18 protein-coding genes and 1 riboswitch are annotated in these 20,183 nt (G+C 69.5%); of the genes, 4 read left to right on the top strand and 14 right to left on the bottom strand.

Going from position 1 to position 20,183, the window contains the following annotated elements:
* Nucleotides 1–20 precede the first annotated feature (20 nt).
* The gene (locus tag ABT254_RS16945) at nt 21–1,658 is read right to left on the bottom strand and encodes a GMC oxidoreductase (RefSeq protein WP_450750569.1); all 1,638 of its coding nucleotides are present in this window, start codon (nt 1,656–1,658) and stop codon (nt 21–23) included.
* 145 nt (nt 1,659–1,803) lie between these two features.
* The gene (locus tag ABT254_RS16950) at nt 1,804–2,946 is read right to left on the bottom strand and encodes a glycosyltransferase family 4 protein (protein WP_351469945.1); all 1,143 of its coding nucleotides are present in this window, start codon (nt 2,944–2,946) and stop codon (nt 1,804–1,806) included.
* A 128-nt stretch (nt 2,947–3,074) separates the two neighbouring features.
* Here ABT254_RS16950 and ABT254_RS16955 point away from each other — a divergent pair, with 128 nt between their 5' ends.
* Nucleotides 3,075–4,310 (top strand): glycosyltransferase 87 family protein, encoded by a 1,236-nt coding sequence (locus ABT254_RS16955; RefSeq protein WP_351469948.1) that lies wholly within the window; start codon nt 3,075–3,077, stop codon nt 4,308–4,310.
* A gap of 9 nt (nt 4,311–4,319) precedes the next feature.
* On the opposite strand, the gene ABT254_RS16960 is transcribed toward ABT254_RS16955, so the two are convergent.
* The 5 genes from ABT254_RS16960 to ABT254_RS16980 all read right to left on the bottom strand — a co-directional run bounded on the left by ABT254_RS16960 (nt 4,320) and on the right by ABT254_RS16980 (nt 9,873).
* Nucleotides 4,320–5,510: a hypothetical protein gene (locus tag ABT254_RS16960; RefSeq protein ID WP_351469950.1), complete on the bottom strand. Its 1,191-nt coding sequence runs from the start codon at nt 5,508–5,510 to the stop codon at nt 4,320–4,322.
* A gap of 32 nt (nt 5,511–5,542) precedes the next feature.
* Nucleotides 5,543–6,559, bottom strand: coding sequence for a C40 family peptidase (locus tag ABT254_RS16965; protein ID WP_351469953.1), 1,017 nt, complete (start codon nt 6,557–6,559; stop codon nt 5,543–5,545).
* A 425-nt stretch (nt 6,560–6,984) separates the two neighbouring features.
* Nucleotides 6,985–8,019 carry a C40 family peptidase gene (locus ABT254_RS16970; RefSeq protein ID WP_351469956.1) on the bottom strand — a complete coding sequence of 345 codons (1,035 nt, stop codon included), beginning with the start codon at nt 8,017–8,019 and terminating at the stop codon, nt 6,985–6,987.
* A 236-nt stretch (nt 8,020–8,255) separates the two neighbouring features.
* Entirely contained in the window at nt 8,256–9,599 is a 1,344-nt protein-coding gene (locus ABT254_RS16975; protein WP_351469959.1) for an NYN domain-containing protein, read from the bottom strand.
* Between the two features lie 34 nt (nt 9,600–9,633).
* A complete protein-coding gene (locus ABT254_RS16980; protein ID WP_009309707.1) occupies nt 9,634–9,873 on the bottom strand; it encodes a hypothetical protein in 240 nt (79 codons plus the stop codon).
* Between the two features lie 164 nt (nt 9,874–10,037).
* Here ABT254_RS16980 and ABT254_RS16985 point away from each other — a divergent pair, with 164 nt between their 5' ends.
* Both ABT254_RS16985 and ABT254_RS16990 read left to right on the top strand, forming a co-directional pair.
* A complete protein-coding gene (locus ABT254_RS16985; protein ID WP_351469962.1) occupies nt 10,038–10,772 on the top strand; it encodes a rhomboid family intramembrane serine protease in 735 nt (244 codons plus the stop codon).
* Nucleotides 10,769–11,050 carry an Lrp/AsnC family transcriptional regulator gene (locus tag ABT254_RS16990; RefSeq protein WP_099928230.1) on the top strand — a complete coding sequence of 94 codons (282 nt, stop codon included), beginning with the start codon at nt 10,769–10,771 and terminating at the stop codon, nt 11,048–11,050. The genes ABT254_RS16985 and ABT254_RS16990 overlap by 4 nt, the downstream gene beginning before the upstream one ends.
* A gap of 117 nt (nt 11,051–11,167) precedes the next feature.
* Here the strand turns inward: ABT254_RS16990 and ABT254_RS16995 are convergent, their stop codons facing one another.
* The 6 genes from ABT254_RS16995 to ctaE all read right to left on the bottom strand — a co-directional run bounded on the left by ABT254_RS16995 (nt 11,168) and on the right by ctaE (nt 18,272).
* A complete protein-coding gene (locus ABT254_RS16995; RefSeq protein ID WP_351469965.1) occupies nt 11,168–12,529 on the bottom strand; it encodes an aminotransferase class V-fold PLP-dependent enzyme in 1,362 nt (453 codons plus the stop codon).
* 163 nt (nt 12,530–12,692) lie between these two features.
* A riboswitch (SAM riboswitch) is annotated at nt 12,693–12,809 on the bottom strand.
* A gap of 71 nt (nt 12,810–12,880) precedes the next feature.
* On the bottom strand, nt 12,881–13,945 hold the full coding sequence (trpD, locus tag ABT254_RS17000; RefSeq protein ID WP_351469968.1) for an anthranilate phosphoribosyltransferase: 1,065 nt from the start codon (nt 13,943–13,945) through the stop codon (nt 12,881–12,883).
* Between the two features lie 133 nt (nt 13,946–14,078).
* The gene (qcrB, locus tag ABT254_RS17005) at nt 14,079–15,713 is read right to left on the bottom strand and encodes a cytochrome bc1 complex cytochrome b subunit (protein ID WP_351469971.1); all 1,635 of its coding nucleotides are present in this window, start codon (nt 15,711–15,713) and stop codon (nt 14,079–14,081) included.
* The gene (gene qcrA / locus ABT254_RS17010) at nt 15,710–16,765 is read right to left on the bottom strand and encodes a cytochrome bc1 complex Rieske iron-sulfur subunit (protein ID WP_351469974.1); all 1,056 of its coding nucleotides are present in this window, start codon (nt 16,763–16,765) and stop codon (nt 15,710–15,712) included. Before qcrA ends, qcrB begins: the two co-directional genes overlap by 4 nt.
* Nucleotides 16,762–17,571: a cytochrome bc1 complex diheme cytochrome c subunit gene (gene qcrC, locus ABT254_RS17015; protein ID WP_351469977.1), complete on the bottom strand. Its 810-nt coding sequence runs from the start codon at nt 17,569–17,571 to the stop codon at nt 16,762–16,764. The genes qcrA and qcrC overlap by 4 nt, the downstream gene beginning before the upstream one ends.
* Nucleotides 17,572–17,651: 80 nt before the next feature.
* On the bottom strand, nt 17,652–18,272 hold the full coding sequence (gene ctaE / locus ABT254_RS17020; RefSeq protein WP_019067823.1) for an aa3-type cytochrome oxidase subunit III: 621 nt from the start codon (nt 18,270–18,272) through the stop codon (nt 17,652–17,654).
* A gap of 145 nt (nt 18,273–18,417) precedes the next feature.
* On the opposite strand from ctaE, the gene ABT254_RS17025 reads away from it, so the two are divergent.
* Nucleotides 18,418–18,822 (top strand): response regulator, encoded by a 405-nt coding sequence (locus ABT254_RS17025; RefSeq protein ID WP_099928237.1) that lies wholly within the window; start codon nt 18,418–18,420, stop codon nt 18,820–18,822.
* Between the two features lie 32 nt (nt 18,823–18,854).
* Here the strand turns inward: ABT254_RS17025 and ABT254_RS17030 are convergent, their stop codons facing one another.
* Nucleotides 18,855–20,114 carry a L,D-transpeptidase gene (locus tag ABT254_RS17030; protein ID WP_351469982.1) on the bottom strand — a complete coding sequence of 420 codons (1,260 nt, stop codon included), beginning with the start codon at nt 20,112–20,114 and terminating at the stop codon, nt 18,855–18,857.
* Between the last annotated feature and the right edge of the window lie 69 nt (nt 20,115–20,183).

Below are 20,183 nucleotides of genomic sequence, written 5' to 3' on the forward strand. Positions count from 1 at the left end.
CACCCCGGTCCGACGACGGCTCATGGCGCGGTGTCCTCCACGAGGACCCGCGCCATCGTCCGTTCGGCGAGCGCGGTGATCGTCACGAACGGGTTCACGCCGATCGACCCCGGCACCAGCGAGCCGTCGGTGACGTACAGCTTCGAATACCCCTTCACCCGGCCGTAGTTGTCGGTCGCCCTGCCGAGGACGCAGCCGCCCAGGGGGTGGTAGCAGAAGTCGTCGGCGAAGACCTTGTTGGACGAGCCGAAGAGGTCGTAGCGGTAGATGGTCGCGTTGGCCGAGTTGATCCGGTCGAACAGCTTCTTGGCCATGGCCACCGAGACGGCGCTCTGCGCGGCGCTCCAGCCGAGCTTGACCCCGCCGGTCGAGGAGTCGTACGTGAAGCTCGCCCGCTCCGGGTTCTTGGTGATCGCCAGATAGAGGCTGACCCAGGTCTCGAACCCGATGGGCAGCGGGGCGATCTCCGCGAAGACCGGGTTGGCGGTGTTGGCCCAGTCGTCGATGCCCATGACCGGCATGGTCGACTGGTTGGCGCCGGTGGTGTCCCAGATGTGGTTGGCGCGGCCGAGCATGGTGTTGCCGTTGGTGCCCCAGCCGGCGCCGACGCTGGAGTTCAGCGCGGGCAGGGCGCCCGTGTCCCGGGCCCGGACGAGGAGTTCGGTGGTGCCGAGGCTGCCGCCGCCCAGGAAGAGGTACGTGCAGCTGTACTGCTTGGTCTCGACGACCGCGCCGGTGTTGTCGATCCGGTCCGCGGTCAGCGTCCAGCTCCCGTCGCCCGCCCGGCCGATGGCCTTCACCTTCTCCAGGGTGTTGATGGTGACGTTCCCGGTGCCGAGTGCCGAGGCCAGGTACGTCTTGTCGAGGCTGCGCTTGCCGTAGTTGTTGCCGTAGATGACCTCCTGCCCGAGCGCGGACCTGGTCGCCGTGCCGGCCGCCTCGCGCTGCATGTAGTCGAAGTCGTAGACGTTCGGGACGAAGGTGGTCTTCAGACCGGTCTTCGCCGCGGCCTTACGGGAGGTCCGGGTGAACTGGTACCACTCGGTGGACTCGAACCACGTGGGGTCGACGGTGTTGACGCCGAGCATGGAACGGGCCCGCGGGAAGTACGTGTTGTACATCTCGCTCGCGTCCACGGTCGGGAACTGCTCCGTGAAGTACGACTGGAGCGGGGTGACCGCCATGCCGCCGTTGACCAGGGAACCGCCGCCGACGCCGCGGCCGACGTAGACGGACATGTTGTCGTAGTGCACGCGGTCCAGGGCGCCGGGATACGGGGTGATGTCCTTGTTGACGACGTCCAGCCACAGGAAGCTGGCCAGCGGGGCCTCGGTGCGGGTGCGGAACCACATGGAGCGCTGGTCCGGGTTGGCGGTGTTGCAGAAGACCTTGCCGTCGGGGCCGGGGGTGTTCCAGAGGCGGCCCATCTCCAGGACGAGGGTGCGGATGCCGGCCTGGCCCAGGCGGAGGGCGGCTACGGCGCCGCCGTAGCCGGAGCCGATCACTATGGCGGGGGCGTTGTCGACTGCGTCGGGCTGGGCTGCGTGGGCGGACTGGAGGCCTATGCGGGTGAGGCCGGCCGTGGCCGCCGTCTGCAGGGCAACCATGCCCAGGATTTGACGTCTCGTCAGCTGATGCTGTATCAGTTTTGCTGTCATGTGCGCAGCATGGGCGGATTTTTCGGTTCCGCCTAGTGGGGTGCCACATATTCGTTGGTGGCGTCTGCGGGTTGTTTGTGGCTTGTCGCGACCACGCGGCGGAGCCGCATATCGATACAGCCCCGCGCCCCCTACCGGGGCTGCCCTACAGCAAAGCCTTGAGTCGCTCCGCCAGCAGGTCCCAACGCCACTTCTCCTCGACCCACTCCCTGCCCCGCTCCCCCATCCGGCGGCGGAGTTCCGCGTCGCCGAGGAGCGCCGTGATGCGGTCGGCGGTCTCTTCGGCGGAGCCGCCCCTCACCACCCAGCCCGTCTCGCCGTCGAGCACGGCGTCGGGGGCGCCGCCCGAGTCGCCCGCCACGACCGGCAGGCCGGTGGCCGACGCCTCCAGGTACACGATCCCCAGCCCCTCCACATCCAGCCCGCCCCGCCGCGTCCGGCACGGCATGGCGAAGACGTCGCCGGCGCCGTAGTGGGCGGGCAGCTCGGACCAGGGCACGGCGCCCGTGAAGTGCACGGAGTCGGTCACACCGGTCTCGTGGGCCAGTCGCCGCAGGTCCTTCTCGTACGGGCCGCCGCCGACGATCAGCAGCACCGCCTCCGGCTCCGCGGCCAGGATCCGGGGCATGGCGAGGATCAGGGTGTCCTGGCCCTTGCGCGGCACCAGCCGGGACACGCACACGACCACCGGCCGGTCGGTGAGGCCGAGCCGCGCCCGGATCGCGTCGCCGCCCGACTCCGGGTGGAAGGTCTTCTCGTCGACGCCCGGCGGCAGCTGCACCATCCTCCCGGCCGCCGCGGGGGTCAGGGCGGTGGCGATCCGTGAGCGCGTGTACTCGCCGAGGTAGGTGATCGTGTCCGTCGACTCCCCGATCCGGCGCAGCAGCTGCCGGGCGGCGGGCAGCTGTGCCCACCCCGCCTCGTGACCGTGGGTCGTGGCCACCAGCCGCTCGGCGCCCGCCCTGCGCAGCGCCGGCGCCATCAGACCGAGCGGCGCCGCCGCCCCGAACCACACCGACGTACAGCGGTGCTCCCGCAGCAGCCCGACCGCCCGCCGGGTGGCGCCCGGCGTGGGCAGCAGCATCGTCGTGGCGTCGCGTACGACGGTGAAGGGCTGCTCGGCGTCGAAGGCGGCCGTGGCCTCGATCCCCTCCCGGCTGCGCTTCCAGGTGGACGCGTAGACGACAAGGCGGTCCGGGTCGAGCCGTAGCGCCATGTTGTGCAGGAACGCCTGGATACCGCCCGGCCGGGGCGGGAAGTCGTTCGTCACGATCAGGGTCTTGTGCATCGCCGCCGACCTTATCCAACGGGTCGCACACAGCTCGGCACGGCCACGTTTATGGCCAGCACACAGCTGCACAGGACATCATGTTCCCCTCAAGACCGGAACGGGAAGCAGACGGAAACGGGGCTCCGGTGGACATTGCGGGCGGAAGGCGGCCCCTCGCGGGACTGCTGGTGACCTGGGGCCTGACCAGGCTGGTGCTGCTGCTGTTCGTCCTCAAGGTGTTCGTCTTCCCCGGTCCGGACGTCACGACCGACGTGTCCGTGATCTACCAGGGCTGGTACGAGACCCTGCGCCACGGCACCTTCCCGCTGGACGACGTCACCTGGCAGTACCCGCCCGCCGCCGCCCTCCCGATCCTCTCCCCCGCGCTGCTGGGCTTCCTCGACTACGCGACGGCCTTCTTCGTCCTCGCCTTCCTGGCGGACCTGGTCGTCCTGTCGCTGCTGCTGTACGCGGGGCTGCGGCCCGGCAAGACCGTGCGCGGCGCCTGGGTGTGGGTGGTGGGGGTGCCGCTGCTCGGTCCGACGGTGTACGCACGCTACGACGTGATGGTCACCGCGGTGGCCGTGGCCGGGCTGCTCGCGGGCGCCCGGCATCCGCGCGTGATGGGCCTGCTCGTGGGCTTCGGGGCGATGCTGAAGGTGTGGCCGGCGCTGCTGCTGGTCGGCGCCCGCAAGCGCGGCACCTGGGCCTGGGCGGCAGCGACCGTGGCCGCGCTGGCGGCGCTGTTCGCGGTGACCATGCCCGGCGCGTTCGCCTTTCTGACCTTCCAGCGCGGCCGGGGCACCGAGGTGGAGTCGCTGGGCTCCCTCGTCTTCCACATCGCCCGGCAGTTCGGCTGGAACGGGCAGGTGCTGCTGAACTACGGCTCGATCGAGTTCCTCGGCCCGTACGTCGGCCTCGTCAGCTCCGCGGCCCTGTGCCTGACCGGCGTCGTCTTCGGCTGGCTGCTGCTGTGGCGGCTGATGGCGACGCGGTTCCTGCCGAACACGCTCGCGGACGCGGCCTTCGTGGCGGTGCTGATGTTCACGGTCACCAGCCGGGTGATCAGCCCGCAGTACATGGTGTGGCTGGTCGGTCTCGCGGCCGTCTGCCTGTGCTTCCGCAGCAGCCGGATGCGGGTGCCGGTGGCTCTGGTGCTCGCGGCCGCCTTCGTGACGGTGCTGGAGTTCCCCCTCTGGTTCCAGCACGTCGTCATGAGCGACACCCTCGGCGTCGCCCTGCTCGTCGTCCGCAACGGCCTGCTGGTCGTCGCCGCCGTGCTCGGGGCCGTGGAGCTGTGGCAGTCGACGGTCTCCCGGGAGCCCGTACCGCCCCTGCCCACGCAGGCCACCCGCACCAGAGAGGCCTCGACCTCCTCCTGACCGACCCGGTCAGCCGAGTCGGGCCCGGAGGTAGGCCCGCCACTGCCGGGTGAACTTCTCCGGGGTCGTCCCCAGCACCTTCCGCATCGCGCCCGCCACCGAGCCCGCCCGCTGCCGGTGGTCGCCGACCGCGCGGTAGAACTGCCCGAGCCGCTCAAGACCCCACTGCTGGGCGATCAGCCGGCAGGCCATCCAGCCGCCCTCGTAGGCCTGGGCCAGCTTCGTCGCGTCGCCGCTGAAGCCGAAGTCCTTGTCGGTGGGCAGATGTTCCGGCACCCGCCCGTCGCTCACCGCCCGCGCCAGCTCGGGCGCGGCCTCGGGCGGGGTGCGGCCGGTGCCCAGGTAGCCGATCCAGTCGGCGTACCCCTCGGACAGCCACAGCGGGGTGGCGGCGTTGGTGTGGGCACGGGTCGCGACATGGGTCGTCTCATGGGTGAGCACGACCTGCTTGCCCAGCGGGCCGAGGAGGGCGTACGCGTCCGGGTTGACGATGATGCGGTCCGCGGGGGCGGTCGGCGGGCCGCCCACCTCGCCCGTGGTGACCGCCGCGATCCCGCGGTACTGGGAGGCGGGCGAACCGAGCAGCCCCGCCATGCCCTCCACCGACCCCGGCACGAGCACCACCACATGCCCCGCCCAGTCGCTGCCCCAGGCCCCGGACACGGCGGGCACCGCACGGTCCGCGAGGTCCGCGTACGCGTGCAGCGCCTCGCTGGACTGCCCGGTGCCGAGAACGATGCTGTGGCTGCCGCGTACGACGGTCACCGCGCCCTGGTCCCACAGCTGCTGGGCGGACTTCCTGGCGGGCCTGTCCGCGTCCACGTACCACCGCCCGTCGCTCTCCCGGGAGAGGCTCAGGGTGCGGCCGACGGTGACGGGCGCGTTGTCGTATCCCTCGATGCGGTAGCGCAGTTCGGCGTCGGCGGTCGCCTCGTCGCCGGTGCGGTGCAGGGCGGTCACGCGGTACGACCAGGACGCCAGCGGCACCCCGCGCAGGTTCTCGAACCAGCCCGGCGCGCCCGTCTTCAGGAAGGCCGCCCGGTCGCGGTCGAGGACGGCGGTGGAGCGCCGGTCGAGGACCCGCTGCAGATCGGCCCCGGCACTGCCGCCGGCCGGCCGTCCGCCGCACGCCACCAAAGAGACGAGCAGCAGCACGAGCGCCACCACGGAGAACTTCGACGCCCGCCCACGACCAGCCACTTTCCGATCGTAAGGCCGACAGGGCCGGTTGGTCAGACCCTGGTGACCGAGGACACCGGCAGCATGTCCACCGGGTCGTAGCGCACGGGCGCGCCCGGGTAGGGCGCGTGGATCACCTGGCCGTTGCCCATGTACATCCCGACATGGCTGGCATCGGAGCGGTAGACGACCAGGTCGCCGGGGCGTGCCTCGGAGAGCGGGATCTGCCGGCCGGCGTACGCCTGCTCCTGCGAGGTGCGCGGCAGCTGGACCCCGGCCTGCGCGTACGACCACTGCATCAACCCCGAACAGTCGAAGCCGTAGGGGCCGGTGGCGCCCCAGACGTACGGCATGCCGAGCGCGGAGCGGGCGGCGGCCATGGCGGCGGCCGCGCGGGCCGAGGCCGGCACGGCGCTGCCCAAGTCGGGGAAGAGTTCGCCGCGGTCGCCCCGGGAGGCGCGGCCGTAGGCGGCACGCTCCCCGTACGGCAGGGAGTTGAGCAGCCGACGGGCCTCGGCGAGTTTCCTCTCCACGATCCTCTTGTGGAAGGCGACGGCCTTGCGGCTCTTCTCCAGCTCGGCCAGCTTGCCGACCGCTTCGGCACGCTCCTGGGCGACGTCGCGCATCGAGGACTGGAGGTCTCTGAGCTCGCCCGCCTGATGGGCGTTGATCCGGTCCAGGGCGGAGGCCTTGTCGAGGTAGTCGGACGGGTTGTCGGAGAAGAGCAGGGCGAGGGTCGGGTCGATGCCGCCGGAGCGGTACTGGGCCACGGCCAGCGAACCGAGCGACTCCCGCACGGAGTTGATGCGCTCCTGCTGCCGGGCGATCAGGTCCTGCGCGTCGTGCACCTGCTTCTGCAGCCTGCCCGCGGTTTCGTCGGCCTTGTTGTAGGCCTCGGTCGCCTTCTCGGCCTCCGCGTAGAGGCGGTCCACCTCGGCCCGGGTGTGGTCGTACGGAACGGCGTCGGCCGGGACGGCCCCGAGGGCGGAGGCCGCGGCGGACAGCACGCACAGGGCGGTGCCGGCGCCCCGGTTGAACCCGGACGGTGCAGGGCGGCGGTGGGACCTCACGAGTAGCGACGCTCCTTCCATTGCCGGACGCCACCGGCCTCCCCCGGGCTCCGGGGGAAAAACGGCGGACATTGACGCCCTCTCCGGCCCCGGGGGGCAGGAGATTCCGGTCCGCACCGCTTCGCGATGCCACCACGGGTTCCTGCTTCACAGGCCTGAGCCGGCCCATGTGGGCAGGTTCTCTGCGGCCTGAGCAGGCGTGACTTTCCGCCCGTCCGGCGGTAGGTCCGACAACTTCCGTCGAGGGACGCGGTGATGCTAGCCACGCGAGTGCGCGGCGGCCAGCGACCTCTGCGGGCACACAACGCGACGCCCCGCCTCTGACGCAGGTCATGGGCGGGGCGTGGGGTCTGTGCGGGTTCAGGTAATTCGCCCGTTCGGGCGGACCGGGTCCTGATCTTGGAACGGATCCTCAGGGGAGCGTGTCAGATCCGGACGCCGAACTGGAACGGCATGTTGTTGATCGACTCGTAGCGCACGGTCGTGCCGGTGCGCGGGGCGTGCAGCACCATGCCGTTGCCCGCGTAGAGGGCGACGTGGTGCAGGTCGCCGTAGAAGAGCACGAGGTCGCCGACCTGGAGCTGGCTCTCGGAGTAGATCCGCGTGCCGGCGTTGGCCTGCGCCTGCGAGGTGCGCGGTATCGAGACGCCGGCCTGGGCGTAGGCCCAGGAGGTCAGACCCGAGCAGTCGTAGGAGGCGGTGCCGGTGGCGCCGTAGACGTACGGCTTGCCGATCTGGGTCTTGGCGGCGTCGAAGGCCGCCTGGGCCCGGGCGGAGGCGGCGGTCGAGTTGCCGAGGTCCACCCGCTCGCTGGCGGAGCGGCTGGCGCGGGCGTCGGCGGCGGCGAGCGAGGCGCGCTCCGCGGCCGTCAGCGAGTTGAGCAGCTTCTGCGCCTCGGCCAGCTTGCCCTGGATGTCCTTCTTCTTGTTGCCCAGCTCGGTACGGGTGGCCGCGAGGTCCTTGAGCTTGTCGGAGGCCTCGGCGCGCTCCTGGGCGAGTTCGCGCTGCTTCTCCTGGATCTTCTTCAGCGCCTCGACCTGCTGGGCGCTGAGCTGGTCGGCGGTGGACGCCTTGTCCAGGTAGTCGTTCGGGTTCGACGACAGGAAGAGCTGGAGGGACGAGTCGATGGTGCCGGTGCGGTACTGCGCGGCCGCCGCCAGACCGATGGAGTCACGCAGCTGGTTGAGCTCCTCCTGGCCACGGGCGACGTTGTCCTGGATGGTGGAGATCTCCTTCTGGAGCTTCTCCTGCTTCTCCTTGGCGCCGTTGAACTTCTCGGTGGCCTGCTCGGCCTGCTCGTACAGCTTGTCGACCTTGGCCTTGACCTCGTCCTTGGAGGGCTTCTCGCTCGGCGCGGCATTCGCGGCCTGGGCGCTGATGGCAACAGCGGCAGCAGCTGCGGTGGTGAGCACAGTCACGCGAGCCCGGCTCGGCTGCTTCGGTCGACGATGGGACGCCACGGAAGAGGGCTCCTTCTTGTGAGTGATCACCCGCTCGGAGGTTCGAGGCCAGACCTTAGTGACCTTCCTGTGATCACTTCAAATCCTCGCGTGAAAAATCTTAGTGACGCAATGCATTCTTTGCACATAACCCACGTGCGGTGACGCCAGGTTGACGCTACGTTGCGTGACGATTGCGCCAATTCGGTCATTAAACCTAGAAGTTCGACCTACGGGACAGCGGCCCGGGAAGCGGGTCAGGACAGCCGCTTCAGGAGCATCGCCGAGGCGACCGGACGCGCCCCCGCACGGGCCACCCCGTCGGCCACCTCGCGGTCCGTGGAAGCCACGATGACGGGCCTCCCGGGGGGCTCCGCGCGTACCAGCTGGCGGATCAACTCGTCCGCGGTGACGCCCGGCTTGGAGAACAGCACCCGCACTCCGCGCGGCGGCGCGAGCAGCACCGGAGCGGCCAGCTCGGCCCCGTCGAAGACACAGGTGACCTCGGCGCCGGTCTGTGCAGCGAGTTGCGAAAGCTGCCCGAGGAGCCTCAACCGCTGCTTCTCCAGAGGCATTTGGGGATAACCCGTTTTGGTGACGTTGTAACCGTCGACGACCAGGTGCGCCTGCGGAAGCTCGAGCAGCTGGTCCAGGATCGCGGGGTCGTTCTCGGACAAAGCGCGCGCAGCGATGTCTTTCGGGGTCATTCGTCCCGGCTCGACCGCATCGACGGTCTCCGCCGGCCGTACGGACACCGGCGGCAGCGCCAGCTCCCTGCGCAGCCCCTGGGCCGCGTCCAGGACGGTGTCCAGAAGCAGGCGCACGCGCATGTCCTCGACGCTGCGCCCCTCGCGCGCTGCTTTGCGCGTGGCCTCCAGCGCGGCCTCCGCCTCCCCGAGCCGCGACTTCAGCCGCCGGGACTCGCTCTCGGCGGCGGACACCTGGGCCTGCGCCTCGGCGCGTACGGCCTCCACCTCGCCCTGGATCTTGCGCAGGGCGGCCTCGCCCCGCTTGACGTCGCTGAGGGCCGCCCGCAGCTTGCGGTGCAGCGAGTCGGCCTCCTTCTTGGCGGCGTCCAGTTCGGCACGGAGCCGCTCGGTGTCGGCCCGGGTCTGCTCCCGGGCCCGGTCGAGTTCCTCGCGCAGCCGCTCCAGCTCGGCCCGGCTCTCCTCGTCGGCGCGCTCGGCATCGGCCCGCTGGGCCTCCTCGCCGGCCGCGGTCACCAGCTTCACCCAGCCGGTGGGCCGCAGAACATAGGCCGCGGCCGCCACGTCGAGCGGATCCGCGGCCGGGGGCGGCGAGCCGGAGTCGAGAGCGCCGGTGAGTTCCGGCTGGGCCTCTCTCAGCTTCTCCCCGATGCGCTGCCGGAACAGCGGATCGGTCTCCAGGGCGGCCGCCATCGCGTTGCCGGCGAACTTGGCCCGACGGTTCGGCGCGAAACGGGCGTACTGCCTCAGCTGTGCGGGCAGTTCGCCGACGGTCAGCCCGCCGAAGCCGTCCGAGACGATCTGGACGACCCTGCGGCGCACTCCGTCGGGCAGCGGACGGTCAAGCACCTCGGCGGTGCCGTCGCCCGGCCCCCCGCCTGTGGTCTCCACCATCCGTCACACCCCATTACCTGTGGGGCCGCTCCGCTCAGGAGTCGGCGCCCGGCCTGTCCACGAGTTCCACCTGATCCACCGCGTTGCACCAGCGACAGCGCACCGACTCGATGGTCTCACTGACCACCTCGCGCTCCTCGACCTTGGGCTCACCGGCCAGATCGAGGTGGACGTACTCGACGACCTTCGACGAGCGGGTCACGTCGAAACGCGTGAGGTTGCCGCAGAGGGTGCAGCGCCACCGCGTCGTGGCGGTCGGGAGGGGAACCGTCATCGTGCCTGTGCTCTTTCCTTCTAGGCCTTCTATTGTCAGTGACGCCCGAGCTTCCCCGGGCGTGTGGCTCGTACCCTACGGCCTGGCACGGACTCACCGCCCGTCCGTCCACGGCGGCGAGGCGCTCTGTGCGACTGCGTCCCGTTACGTCATGCTCTGTGTTCATGATCGGCAAGTGGAGCGCGACCCTCGGCAGAGCGATCCGGCGCCCCTCGGCGCCCATCACGTACACGCTGATCACCCTGTGCTGTCTGCTCTTCGTGACCGGCCCGGCGGCCGGCCTCAATCCGGCCTACGGTTCCGGCGACGCGCTGCTCGCCGCCCAGCGCGCCTATTTCCACCACTGGGGCGTCGTCCCGGCCGAGCTGTTCCAGGGTTCCCCCAGGGCCGCCCTGACCCCCGCCACGGCCCTGTTCGTGCACGGCAGCTGGGTGCACCTGCTCGGCAACATGCTCTTCCTCTACGTCTTCGGGGCGATGACCGAGGAACGGATGGGCCGCGTCCAGTTCACGCTCTTCTACGTCGGCTGCGGCTACCTCGCCCTGCTGGGGTACGCGGCGGCGAATTCCACGTCCCAGCAGTCCCTGGTCGGCGCGTCCGGGGCGATCTCAGCGGTCCTGGGCGCGTTTCTGTACCTGTTCCCCGGGGCACGGGTGACCAGTCTTCTGCCGTTCCTGTTCTTCCTGCCGCTGCGCTTCCCCGCCTGGGTCGTGCTGCCCTTCTGGGCGGCCCTGCAGTGGCTGGCGGCCGGGCGTGCGGCGACGGGACCGGGGGTGGCCTATCTGGCCCACCTGGTGGGCTTCGGCCTGGGCTTCGTCTACGCCTGGGTGCGGTTCGGCCGTACCACTAGAGTGAGGTCCACCCCAGCTCCGGCCCCCGAGGGAGAGAACCAGCCGTGATCACCGCGATCGTCCTCATCAAGACCAGCGTGGACCGGATCCCCGAGATCGCGGAGCGGATCGCTTCGCTGGAGAGCGTGAGTGAAGTTTTCTCCGTGACCGGGACGTATGACCTGATCGCGATGGTTCGGGTGAAGCAGCATGAGGATCTTGCCGATGTGATCCCTGGCAGCATCAGCAAGATCCCTGGCGTCGAGGCCACCGATACGCACGTCGCGTTTCGTACGTACTCGCAGCATGACCTTGAGGCCGCGTTTGCCATCGGGTTGGATTCGTGATCGACGCCTAGGCGTCTGCGGGGCGCGGTTCGTGTGCGACTGCCAGTCCGTTGTGGCTGGTCGCGCAGTTCCCCGCGCCCCTGAAAACGAAAAGCCGCTGCCCCTGAGGGGGCTGGATCACACCGCCGGGACGCAGCGGCCGTCCTCTGTGCGGTACTGCCACTTCGCGCCGTCCGTCACCAGCTCCTTGACGGCGGTGACGAAGCGCTCGACGTGTTCGTCGGGGGTGCCGGCGCCGAAGCTGACTCGGATGGCGTTGAGGGACTTCTCGCCGGGGGCGGCCTCGGGGGCGCCGCACTCGCCCTGGGTCTGGGGGTCGGTGCCGAGGAGGGTGCGCACCAGCGGGTGGGCGCAGAAGAGGCCGTCGCGGACGCCGATGCCGTACTCGGCGGAGAGCGCGGCGGCGAAGTGCGAGCTGTTCCAGCCCTCGACGACGAAGGAGAGCACGCCGACCCGGGGCGCGTCGTCGCCGAACAGGGACAGCACCTTGACCTGCGGGACCTCTGCCAGGCCCGCGCGGACCTTCTCGATCAGGTGCTGCTCGCGGGCGACCAGGGTGTCGAAGCCGGCCTCGGTGAGCGCCTTGCAGGCGGAGGCGATGGAGTAGGCGCCGATCACGTTCGGGGAGCCGGCCTCGTGGCGGGCGGCGCTGTCGTGCCACTCCACGTCGACGCCGCCGTCCTCGCGCCGGGTGACCTTGCGGCTGGCGCCGCCGCCCGCGAGGTAGGGGTCGGCGGCCTGGAGCCAGTCCGCGCGGCCGGCCAGTACGCCGGAGCCGAAGGGCGCGTACAGCTTGTGGCCGGAGAAGGCGACCCAGTCGACGTCGAGGTCCTGCACGGAGACGGGGTGGTGCGGGGCGAGCTGGGCGGCGTCCAGGACGGTACGGGCGCCGTGCGCGTGGGCCGCGGTCGCCAGCTCGCGCACCGGCCACAGCTCGCCGGTGACGTTGGAGGCACCGGTGACGCAGACCAGGGCGGGACCGTAGGGGTCTCGGTCGGCGAGGGCGCGCTCCAGGGTCTCGACGGCCTGCCGCGGGGTGCGCGGGGCGTTGAGGTAGGTGACCCGGGCGTCCTTCCAGGGCAGCAGGCTGGCGTGGTGCTCGGTCTCGAAGACGAAGACCTGGCAGTCGGCCGGAAGGGCCCGCGCCAGCAGATTGAGGGAGTCCGTGGTCGAGCGGGTGAAGATCAGCTGGTCGTCGGCGCGGCAGTCGAGGAACTCGGCGACCGTCCTGCGGGCGTTCTCGAACAGGTCGGTGGAGAGCTGCGAGAGGTAGCCGGCGCCGCGGTGGACGCTGCCGTAGTAGGGGGCGTAGGCCGCGACGTCGTCCCACACCCGCTGGAGGGCCGGGGCGCTGGCCGCGTAGTCGAGTGCCGCATAGGTGACTTCGCCGCCCGTGACGAGCGGGACGGTGACATCCCGGCCCAGAACGGGCAGCGGGGCACAGACGGAGGTGGCGGCGGCAGCGGTGGAGACAGACATGGCGGAACTCCCGTGTAAGCAGGTGGAATTCGCCCCGCGAGCGGCATGGCTCAAGCAGGGGCGTGAGGGGAAAAGGGGATGCGGAGGCGGGGCTCTGCGGCCCTATCGCATTCGCTTGCTCACGGAAGGCTCCTCGACGACCAGGACCCCTGGTTGCTCGAGGGGTCCGCGCTTGCCGTAGACCTCGCTGCCTACGGCCTGGTCTTCACCCGGGGCACCCCGCCACGGACGGAGGGTTGCCGGACAGTCGGCCGGGGCCTCATGACTGTCACTCATGACCTGGACAGGAACGTACGTGAAGTGATCGCGGTCCCGCAACTCCTGTCCGGATTGCGGGACCGCGGTCCTCTGCTAGGCGTTGCTGACAGCCACCCAGCGCTCCAGCGCCCGCTTGGCCGCGCCGGAGTCGATCGACTCCGCCGCCTTGTCCATGCCGGCCCGGATCTGCTCGGCCAGCGTCCCGGGACCCGGGTCGAGGGCCACGAGGGCCGCCGCCGAGTTCAGGAGTACGGCATCCCGTACGGGGCCCTTCTCGCCGTCGAGGAGCCTGCGGGCGACCTCCGCGTTGTACGACGGGTCGCCGCCGCGCAGGGCCTGAACCGGGACCAGTTCGAGACCGACGTCACGGGGGTCGAAGGTCTCCTCGGTGACCTTGCCCTCGCGGACGACCCAGACGCGTGAGGTGGCCGTCGTCGTCAGCTCGTCGAAGCCGTCGTCGCCGCGGAAGACGAGGGAGGAGTTGCCGCGCTCGGCGAGGACGCCGGCGATGAGCGGCGCCAGGCGCGGGTCGGCGACACCGACCGCCTGTGCCCTCACCTTCGCCGGGTTGGTCAGCGGACCGAGGGCGTTGAAGGTCGTCCGGATGCCCAACTGCCCTCGGGCGGCGGCCACATGACGCAGCGCCGGGTGGAACTTGATGGCGAAGCAGAAGGTGATGCCGGCTTCCTCCGCGACCTCCGCCACCCGCTTCGGCGTCAGTTCCAGATTGACGCCCAGCTTCTCCAGCACGTCCGAGGCGCCGGAGGCCGAGGAGGCGGCCCGGTTGCCGTGCTTGACGACCTTCGCGCCCGTGCCCGCGATGACGATCGCCGACATGGTGGAGATGTTCACCGTCTTCGCGCCGTCACCGCCCGTTCCGACGATGTCGACGGTCCGCCCCGGCACCTCGATCACGTTCGCGTGCTCGTACATCGTCCGGACGAGCCCGGTGATCTCCTCGACGGTCTCGCCCTTCGCGCGCAGCGCCACCGCGAACCCGGCGATCTGGGCGTCGGTCGCCTCACCGCGCATGATCAGGTCCATCGCCCAGGCGGTGTCGTCGGCGCTGAGGTCGTGGCCGTCCAGCAGGCCGTTCAGCAGCAGGGGCCAGGAACGGCCCGCCGCGGTGTCGCCTCCAGCGGGGGTCACAGCGCTCATAAGGCCGCTCCTGGTCGTCGTAGTGGAAGAGAACGAGTGTGAGGCCACCCTATCCAGCTCAGGGCATGGAAAAGGGCCCCCGTCCGAAGACCGGACGGGGGCCCTTCTGCCGTGGCGTGGCGAGCCGCAGCGATCAGTGGTGGCCGTGGCCGCTCGTGATCTCCCTGTACTCCTCGACGGTCGGCTTCGGAATCTGGGACTCCTCGCCGTAGTACGCCTCGCTGAGCTTGGCGCGCAGTCGCTCGGAGCCCTTGACCTTGCGCTCGACGCCGTTCTCGTCGACCGTCGGGCCGATCTGGGCCGGCTTGTACTGCTCGTGCGCCGTGAGGGTGTGCAGGGCGTCCTGGCTGAGCGGCTCGTGCACCTCGATGAACTCACCGTGCGGCAGGCGCTTGATGATGCCCGACTCGCGGCCGTGCAGCACCTTGTCCTTGTCGCGGCGCTGGAGGCCGAGGCAGATCCGCTTGGTGGCGATGAACGTGAGCACCGGCACGACGAAGAAGCTGACGCGCACGAACCAGGTGATCGCGTTGATCGACAGGTGGAAGTGCGTGGCCCACAGGTCGTTGCCGCCACCGATCATCAGCACGAAGTACCAGGAGACCCACGCGGCACCGAACGCGGTACGCGTCGGGGCGTTGCGCGGACGGTCCAGGATGTGGTGCTCGCGCCGGTCGCCGGTGACCCAGGACTCGATGAACGGGTAGACCGCGATCGCGACCAGGACCAGCGGGAAGACCACCAGCGGGATGAACACGCCCAGGACGAGCGTGTGGCCCCAGAGGTTGATCTCCCAGCCCGGCATCACACGGATCAGGCCCTCGGAGAAGCCCATGTACCAGTCGGGCTGGGCGCCGGTGGACACCTGGTCCGGACGGTAGGGGCCCATGGCCCAGATCGGGTTGATCGAGGCGATCGCCGCGATGGCCGTGATGACGCCGAAGACCAGGAAGAAGAAGCCGCCGGCCTTCGCCATGTACACCGGCAGCAGCGGCATGCCGACGACGTTGTTGTTCGTCTTTCCGGGGCCCGCGAACTGCGTGTGCTTGTGGTAGAAGACCAGGATCAGGTGGCCCACCATCAGGCCGAGCATGATGCCCGGCAGCAGCAGGATGTGGACCGAGTAGAACCGGGCCACGAAGTCGCCGCCCGGGAACTCGCCGCCGAAGAGGAACATCGACAGGTACGTGCCGACGATCGGCACGGACAGGATCGCGCCCTCCATGAAGCGGACACCGGTGCCGGAGAGCAGGTCGTCCGGGAGCGAGTAGCCGGTGAAGCCGGTGAACATGCCCAGGACGAGCAGCAGGAAGCCGAACACCCAGTTGACCTCACGCGGCTTGCGGAACGCGCCGGTGAAGAACACACGCATCATGTGCACGAACATGCCCGCGAGGAAGATCAGCGCGGCCCAGTGGTGGATCTGCCGGATCAGCAGACCACCGCGCACATCGAAGGAGATGTGCAGGGTCGAGTTGAACGCCTCGGACATCATCTGACCCTGCAGCGGGATGTAGCTGCCGTGGTACTCCACCTCGTTCATCGACGGGTGGAAGAACAGCGTCAGATACACACCCGTGAGGATGAGGATGATGAAGCTGTACATGCACACTTCGCCCAACATGAACGACCAGTGGTCGGGGAAGATCTTGCGCATGTTGGTCTTGGCCAGGGAGTAGATCCCCAGCCGGCCGTCGGCCCAGTCGGCGACGCGCTCGCCGGCCGGCGCCTTGCCGCGGCGTGCCGCGGCGCTGTCGTTGGTGCTCATCCGCGCTCCCAGAATGCAGGACCGACGGGCTCTTCGAAGTCGCCGAGCGCCTCGAGGTAGCCCTGGTCGTTCACGCCGATGCGCAGCTGCGGCAGGGCGTGACCGGCGGGGCCGAAGATCACCCGGGCACCGTCGGACAGGTCGAAGGTGGACTGGTGGCAGGGGCACAGCACGTGGTGCGTCTGCTGCTCGTACAGCGAGATCGGGCAACCGACGTGGGTGCAGATCTTCGAGTAGGCGACGATTCCCTCGTGCGACCACTCGAGCTCGCGCTTGTCCTTGATGTTGTCCGGCTGGATCCGGACGATCATCAGGGCCGCCTTGGCGATCTCGGTCTGGAAGTTCTCGTCGTGCTCCTCCAGGCCCTCGGGCTTGGCGAAGGTGAGCGAGCCGACCGCGACGTCGGAGGCGCGCAGCGGCTCGTTGGTGTTCATGTTGACGAGCAGCTTGCCCTTGGACCACAGCGTGTGGCGCAGCTTGGTCCCCGGCAGCGGTCCGAGGTCGCGCAGCAGCATGACGCCGGAGAGCGGGAACAGGGCCAGCGCACCGAACATCGTGTTGCGGATGAGCTTGCGGCGGCCGAGCGCGGACTCCTTGGCGCCCTGCTTGAAGTCGGCCATGACCTTGGCCTTGACCTCGGGGGACGCCTCGATCGGGTGCCGCTCGTCGGCGATCTCCACGTCGGACATCAGGGTGCGGGCCCAGTGGACCGCGCCCGCGCCGATGGCGAACAGCGCGAGACCCAGGGTCAGGCCCAGCGCGAAGTTCAGCGCGTTGATGTGGCCGATCGGGAAGACGTAGATCGCCTTGTCGTGCGGGATCGCCACGTACGAGGCGATGAAGCCGACCGTGGCCAGCATCGAGACCGTGAACAGCATGGCCACCACACGCTCGGACCGCTTGGCGGCCCGCTCGTCGATGTCCTGCACCCGGTGCTCGTGGGGCGGCAGACCGGGGTCCGCGAACGGGTTCTTCTCGTCCGCGAGGCTTACGGTGCCGTGCGCGTCCTGCTCAGCGGGCAGGTTCTCTTCTGGAATGTCTTGGCTACTCATGACTTCTTGGCCTTTGCGGTCCGAGCGGCGACCCAGACGGCGACCGCGATCAGCGCGCCGAGTCCGAAGATCCAGGCGAACAGGCCCTCGGAGACCGGGCCGAGTCCGCCCAGCTCCAGGCCGCCGGGGCTCTCGGTGTCGTCACCGTTGACCGCGTTCAGGTACGCGATGATGTCCTTCTTGTTCTGCTCCGACAGCGTGGTGTCGGGGAACGACGGCATGTTCTGCGGGCCGGTCTGCATGGCCTCGTAGATGTGCTTCGGGGCGACGCCCTCGAGGCTCGGGGCGAACTTGCCGTGCGTCAGCGCACCGCCCTTGCCGGTGAAGTTGTGGCACTGCGCGCAGTTGGTGCGGAACAGCTCGCCACCCTTGGCGATGTCGGCACCGTCCGGGCCGTAGTCCGCCTTCGTCGGGATGGACGGGCCGGCGCCGAAGGAGGAGATGTACGCGGCGAGCTGGTCGATCTCGGCCTGCGAGTAGATGACCTTCTTCTTCGGGACCTGAGCGCCCGGCTGCTGGGCCGGCATACGGCCGGTGCCGACCTGGAAGTCGACGGCCGCGGCGCCCACGCCGACGAGGCTCGGACCGTCGGTGGTTCCCTGACCGCCGGTGCCGTGGCAGCTGGCGCAGCCCACGGAGTAGAGCTTCTTGCCCTCGTCGATGGCAAGGGACTGGGCGGTGTCATCGGCCTGCGCCTTGCTCGCGGGTGCGAACGCGGCGTACAGCCCCCCGGTGCATGCCAGCGCGAGGAGTAGGACGACGAGCGCCGCCATGGGATGGCGTCGTCGTGCGGAGAGCTTTTTCACGGATTACCCCGGTGTCAGGATCTTCTGCGTCGATGCTTGTGGGTTGTGCGCCGCGCGGGCGCACGCGGGAACGGGCCCGGCTACTTGATCAGGTAGATCGTGGCGAAGAGGCCGATCCACACGACATCGACGAAGTGCCAGTAGTAGGACACGACGATGGCCGCGGTCGCCTGCTCGTGGGTGAACCTCTTGGCCGCGTAGGTGCGGCCGAGAACGAACAGGAAGGCGATGAGGCCGCCCGTCACGTGCATGCCGTGGAACCCGGTGGTCAGGTAGAACACCGAGCCGTAGGGGTCGGAGGACAGGGAGAGCCCGTCCTTCTTCACCAGCTCCGTGTACTCGAAGATCTGACCGCCGATGAAGATCGCACCCATCACGAACGTGATGATGAACCAGCCCCGGAGCTTCTTCACATCCCCGCGCTCGGCGGCGAACACGCCGAGCTGGCAGGTGAGGGAGGAGAGCACCAGGATCGTGGTGTTGGTCGCGGAGAACGGAAGGTTGAGATGGCTCGCCATCTCCTTCCAGTGATCCGGACCGGTCACCGATCGCAGGGTGAAGTACATCGCGAAGAGGGCCGCGAAGAACATCAGCTCGGAACTCAGCCAGATGATGGTTCCGACGCTGGTGAGGTTCGGCCGGTTGACCGACGGGTGCGCGTGCCCGGTTTCTACTGTCGTTGCTGTCGCCACGACCGACATTATGTCGGTCGCTTATCCCGCCCTCACTCCGGGGGGTGCCGTTCGGAGTGTTGCTGCCGTCCATACCGGTGTTGACGTGGTGTTGAACGGAGTAACATCCGCCCCATCGGGCCTTTCCGTACGACGCCGACGTCTCGGAGGAACTATGCAGCCGACCGCCACGGTGCTGGTCTACAGCGACGACTCCAACACCCGCGAACAGGTGCGGCTCGCGACCGGGCGCAGGCCCGCTCCCGACGTTCCCGTCGTCGAGTTCCTGGAGTGTGCGACGCCGGCCGCCGTCATCAAGGAGCTGGACCGGGGCGGCATCGACGTGTGCGTCCTGGACGGTGAGGCCGTGCCCATGGGGGGCATGGGGGTGTGCCGGCAGATCAAGGACGAGGTGTTCAACTGCCCGCCGGTGCTGCTGCTCATCGGTCGGCCTCAGGATGCGTGGCTGGCCACGTGGAGCCGGGCGGATGCCGCTGTGACCTTGCCTGTGGAGCCTGTGGAGTTCGCTGCGGCGTTGGCTTCGCTGTTGCGGCAGAAGGCGCTTCAGCAGAGCGCCTAGGAGCTCGGGGGTGCGGGTCTTTCGGCCCCAAGTCAGACGTTCTGCGGCCTCAACCGTGCCGCGTCCTTGGGGCTCGGGCCGTCAGGTGTGCCGCCCACCAGGGCGCTGCCCGTGCGCCACTTTTTCCAGGTGAGGTTCCAGTCGCCGAAGCCGTTGCCGAAGGGTTCCATGGTGTCGCCGTTGGAGTTGATGACCTTCACCACGTCGCCCTCGTGGACGGTGTTGAAGAACCACTCGGCGTTGGCGGTGCTCATGCCGGTGCAGCCGTGGCTGACGTTGGCGTAGCCCTGGGAGCCCACTGACCAGGGGGCGGCGTGGACGTACTCGCCGCTCCAGGTCAGGCGGGTGGCCCAGTAGACGGGTAGGTCGTAGGAGTCGGAGCTGCCTTCGGCGATGCCCACGGTGGCGCTGCGCATGCGTACGAAGGACTGCTTGCCCAGTACGACCTTGACGCCGTTGCGGGTCTCGAAGCCGGGCTTGCCGGTGGTGACGGGGACTTCCTTGATGTCCTCGCCGTTCTTGTACACCGTCATGGAGTGTGCCGAGGCGTCGGTGACGGCGATGATGCTGTCGCCGATGGTGAGCTTCAGCGGCTTGCTCCTGGCGCCCCACAGGCGGTCGCCGACCTTGATGCCGTCCAGATTGCTGTGCACCTGGACGGTGGCGTGGGCGGGCCAGTAGTCCTTGGGGCGGTAGTGGAGTTCCTTGTCGTCGACCCAGTGCCAGGCGCCCTGCACGGCGGGGACCGAGTCCACCCGCAGTGCCCGTTCGACGATGGCGCGTTGTGTCCTGTCCTTGACGGGCTGGTTCAGTTGGGCGGTGACGGGCTGGCCGACGCCGTAGGCGCCGGAGTCGGGGCCGAACTTCACGTCCAGGCGCTTCTTGGTGGTGGGGGTGCTGGTGTCGAAGGTGAGAACCTTGCGGCCCGGCGCCCCGTCCCCGTCCTCCGTGCTCACCCGCACCGTGTAATGGGCGTTGGCGGCGAGCGGGGAGGTGCTGTGCCAGCGGGTGCCGTCGGCGGAGAGTTCGCCCGCCACGAAGCGGCCTGCGGCGTCCGTGGCCGTGACGTCCGTGATGCGGCCGCCGTCCTCGGCGGTGACCTCGAGGGGCTTGTCCGGGTCGGCCTTCTTCGCGCCGCCCTTGAGGCCGTTGAAGGAGAGCTGGTCCGTCGCGTCGTACGGCTTGCCGGCCAGCGGGTTGCCCCCGCTGCTGCAAGCGGTGCCGCCCGCGCCGAGGGCGATCACCAGCAGAGTGCAGCTGACGACGGTGCGGGTGCGCGGAGAGTGGTTCATGTCCCTCACGCTATGGACGTTCGTCAAGGACGGCGCGCGCAGTAATCCGTACGAGGGAACAGTTTTGCG

The organism is Streptomyces sp. NPDC001137 (assembly GCF_040298885.1).
Lineage (GTDB): Bacteria > Actinomycetota > Actinomycetes > Streptomycetales > Streptomycetaceae > Streptomyces.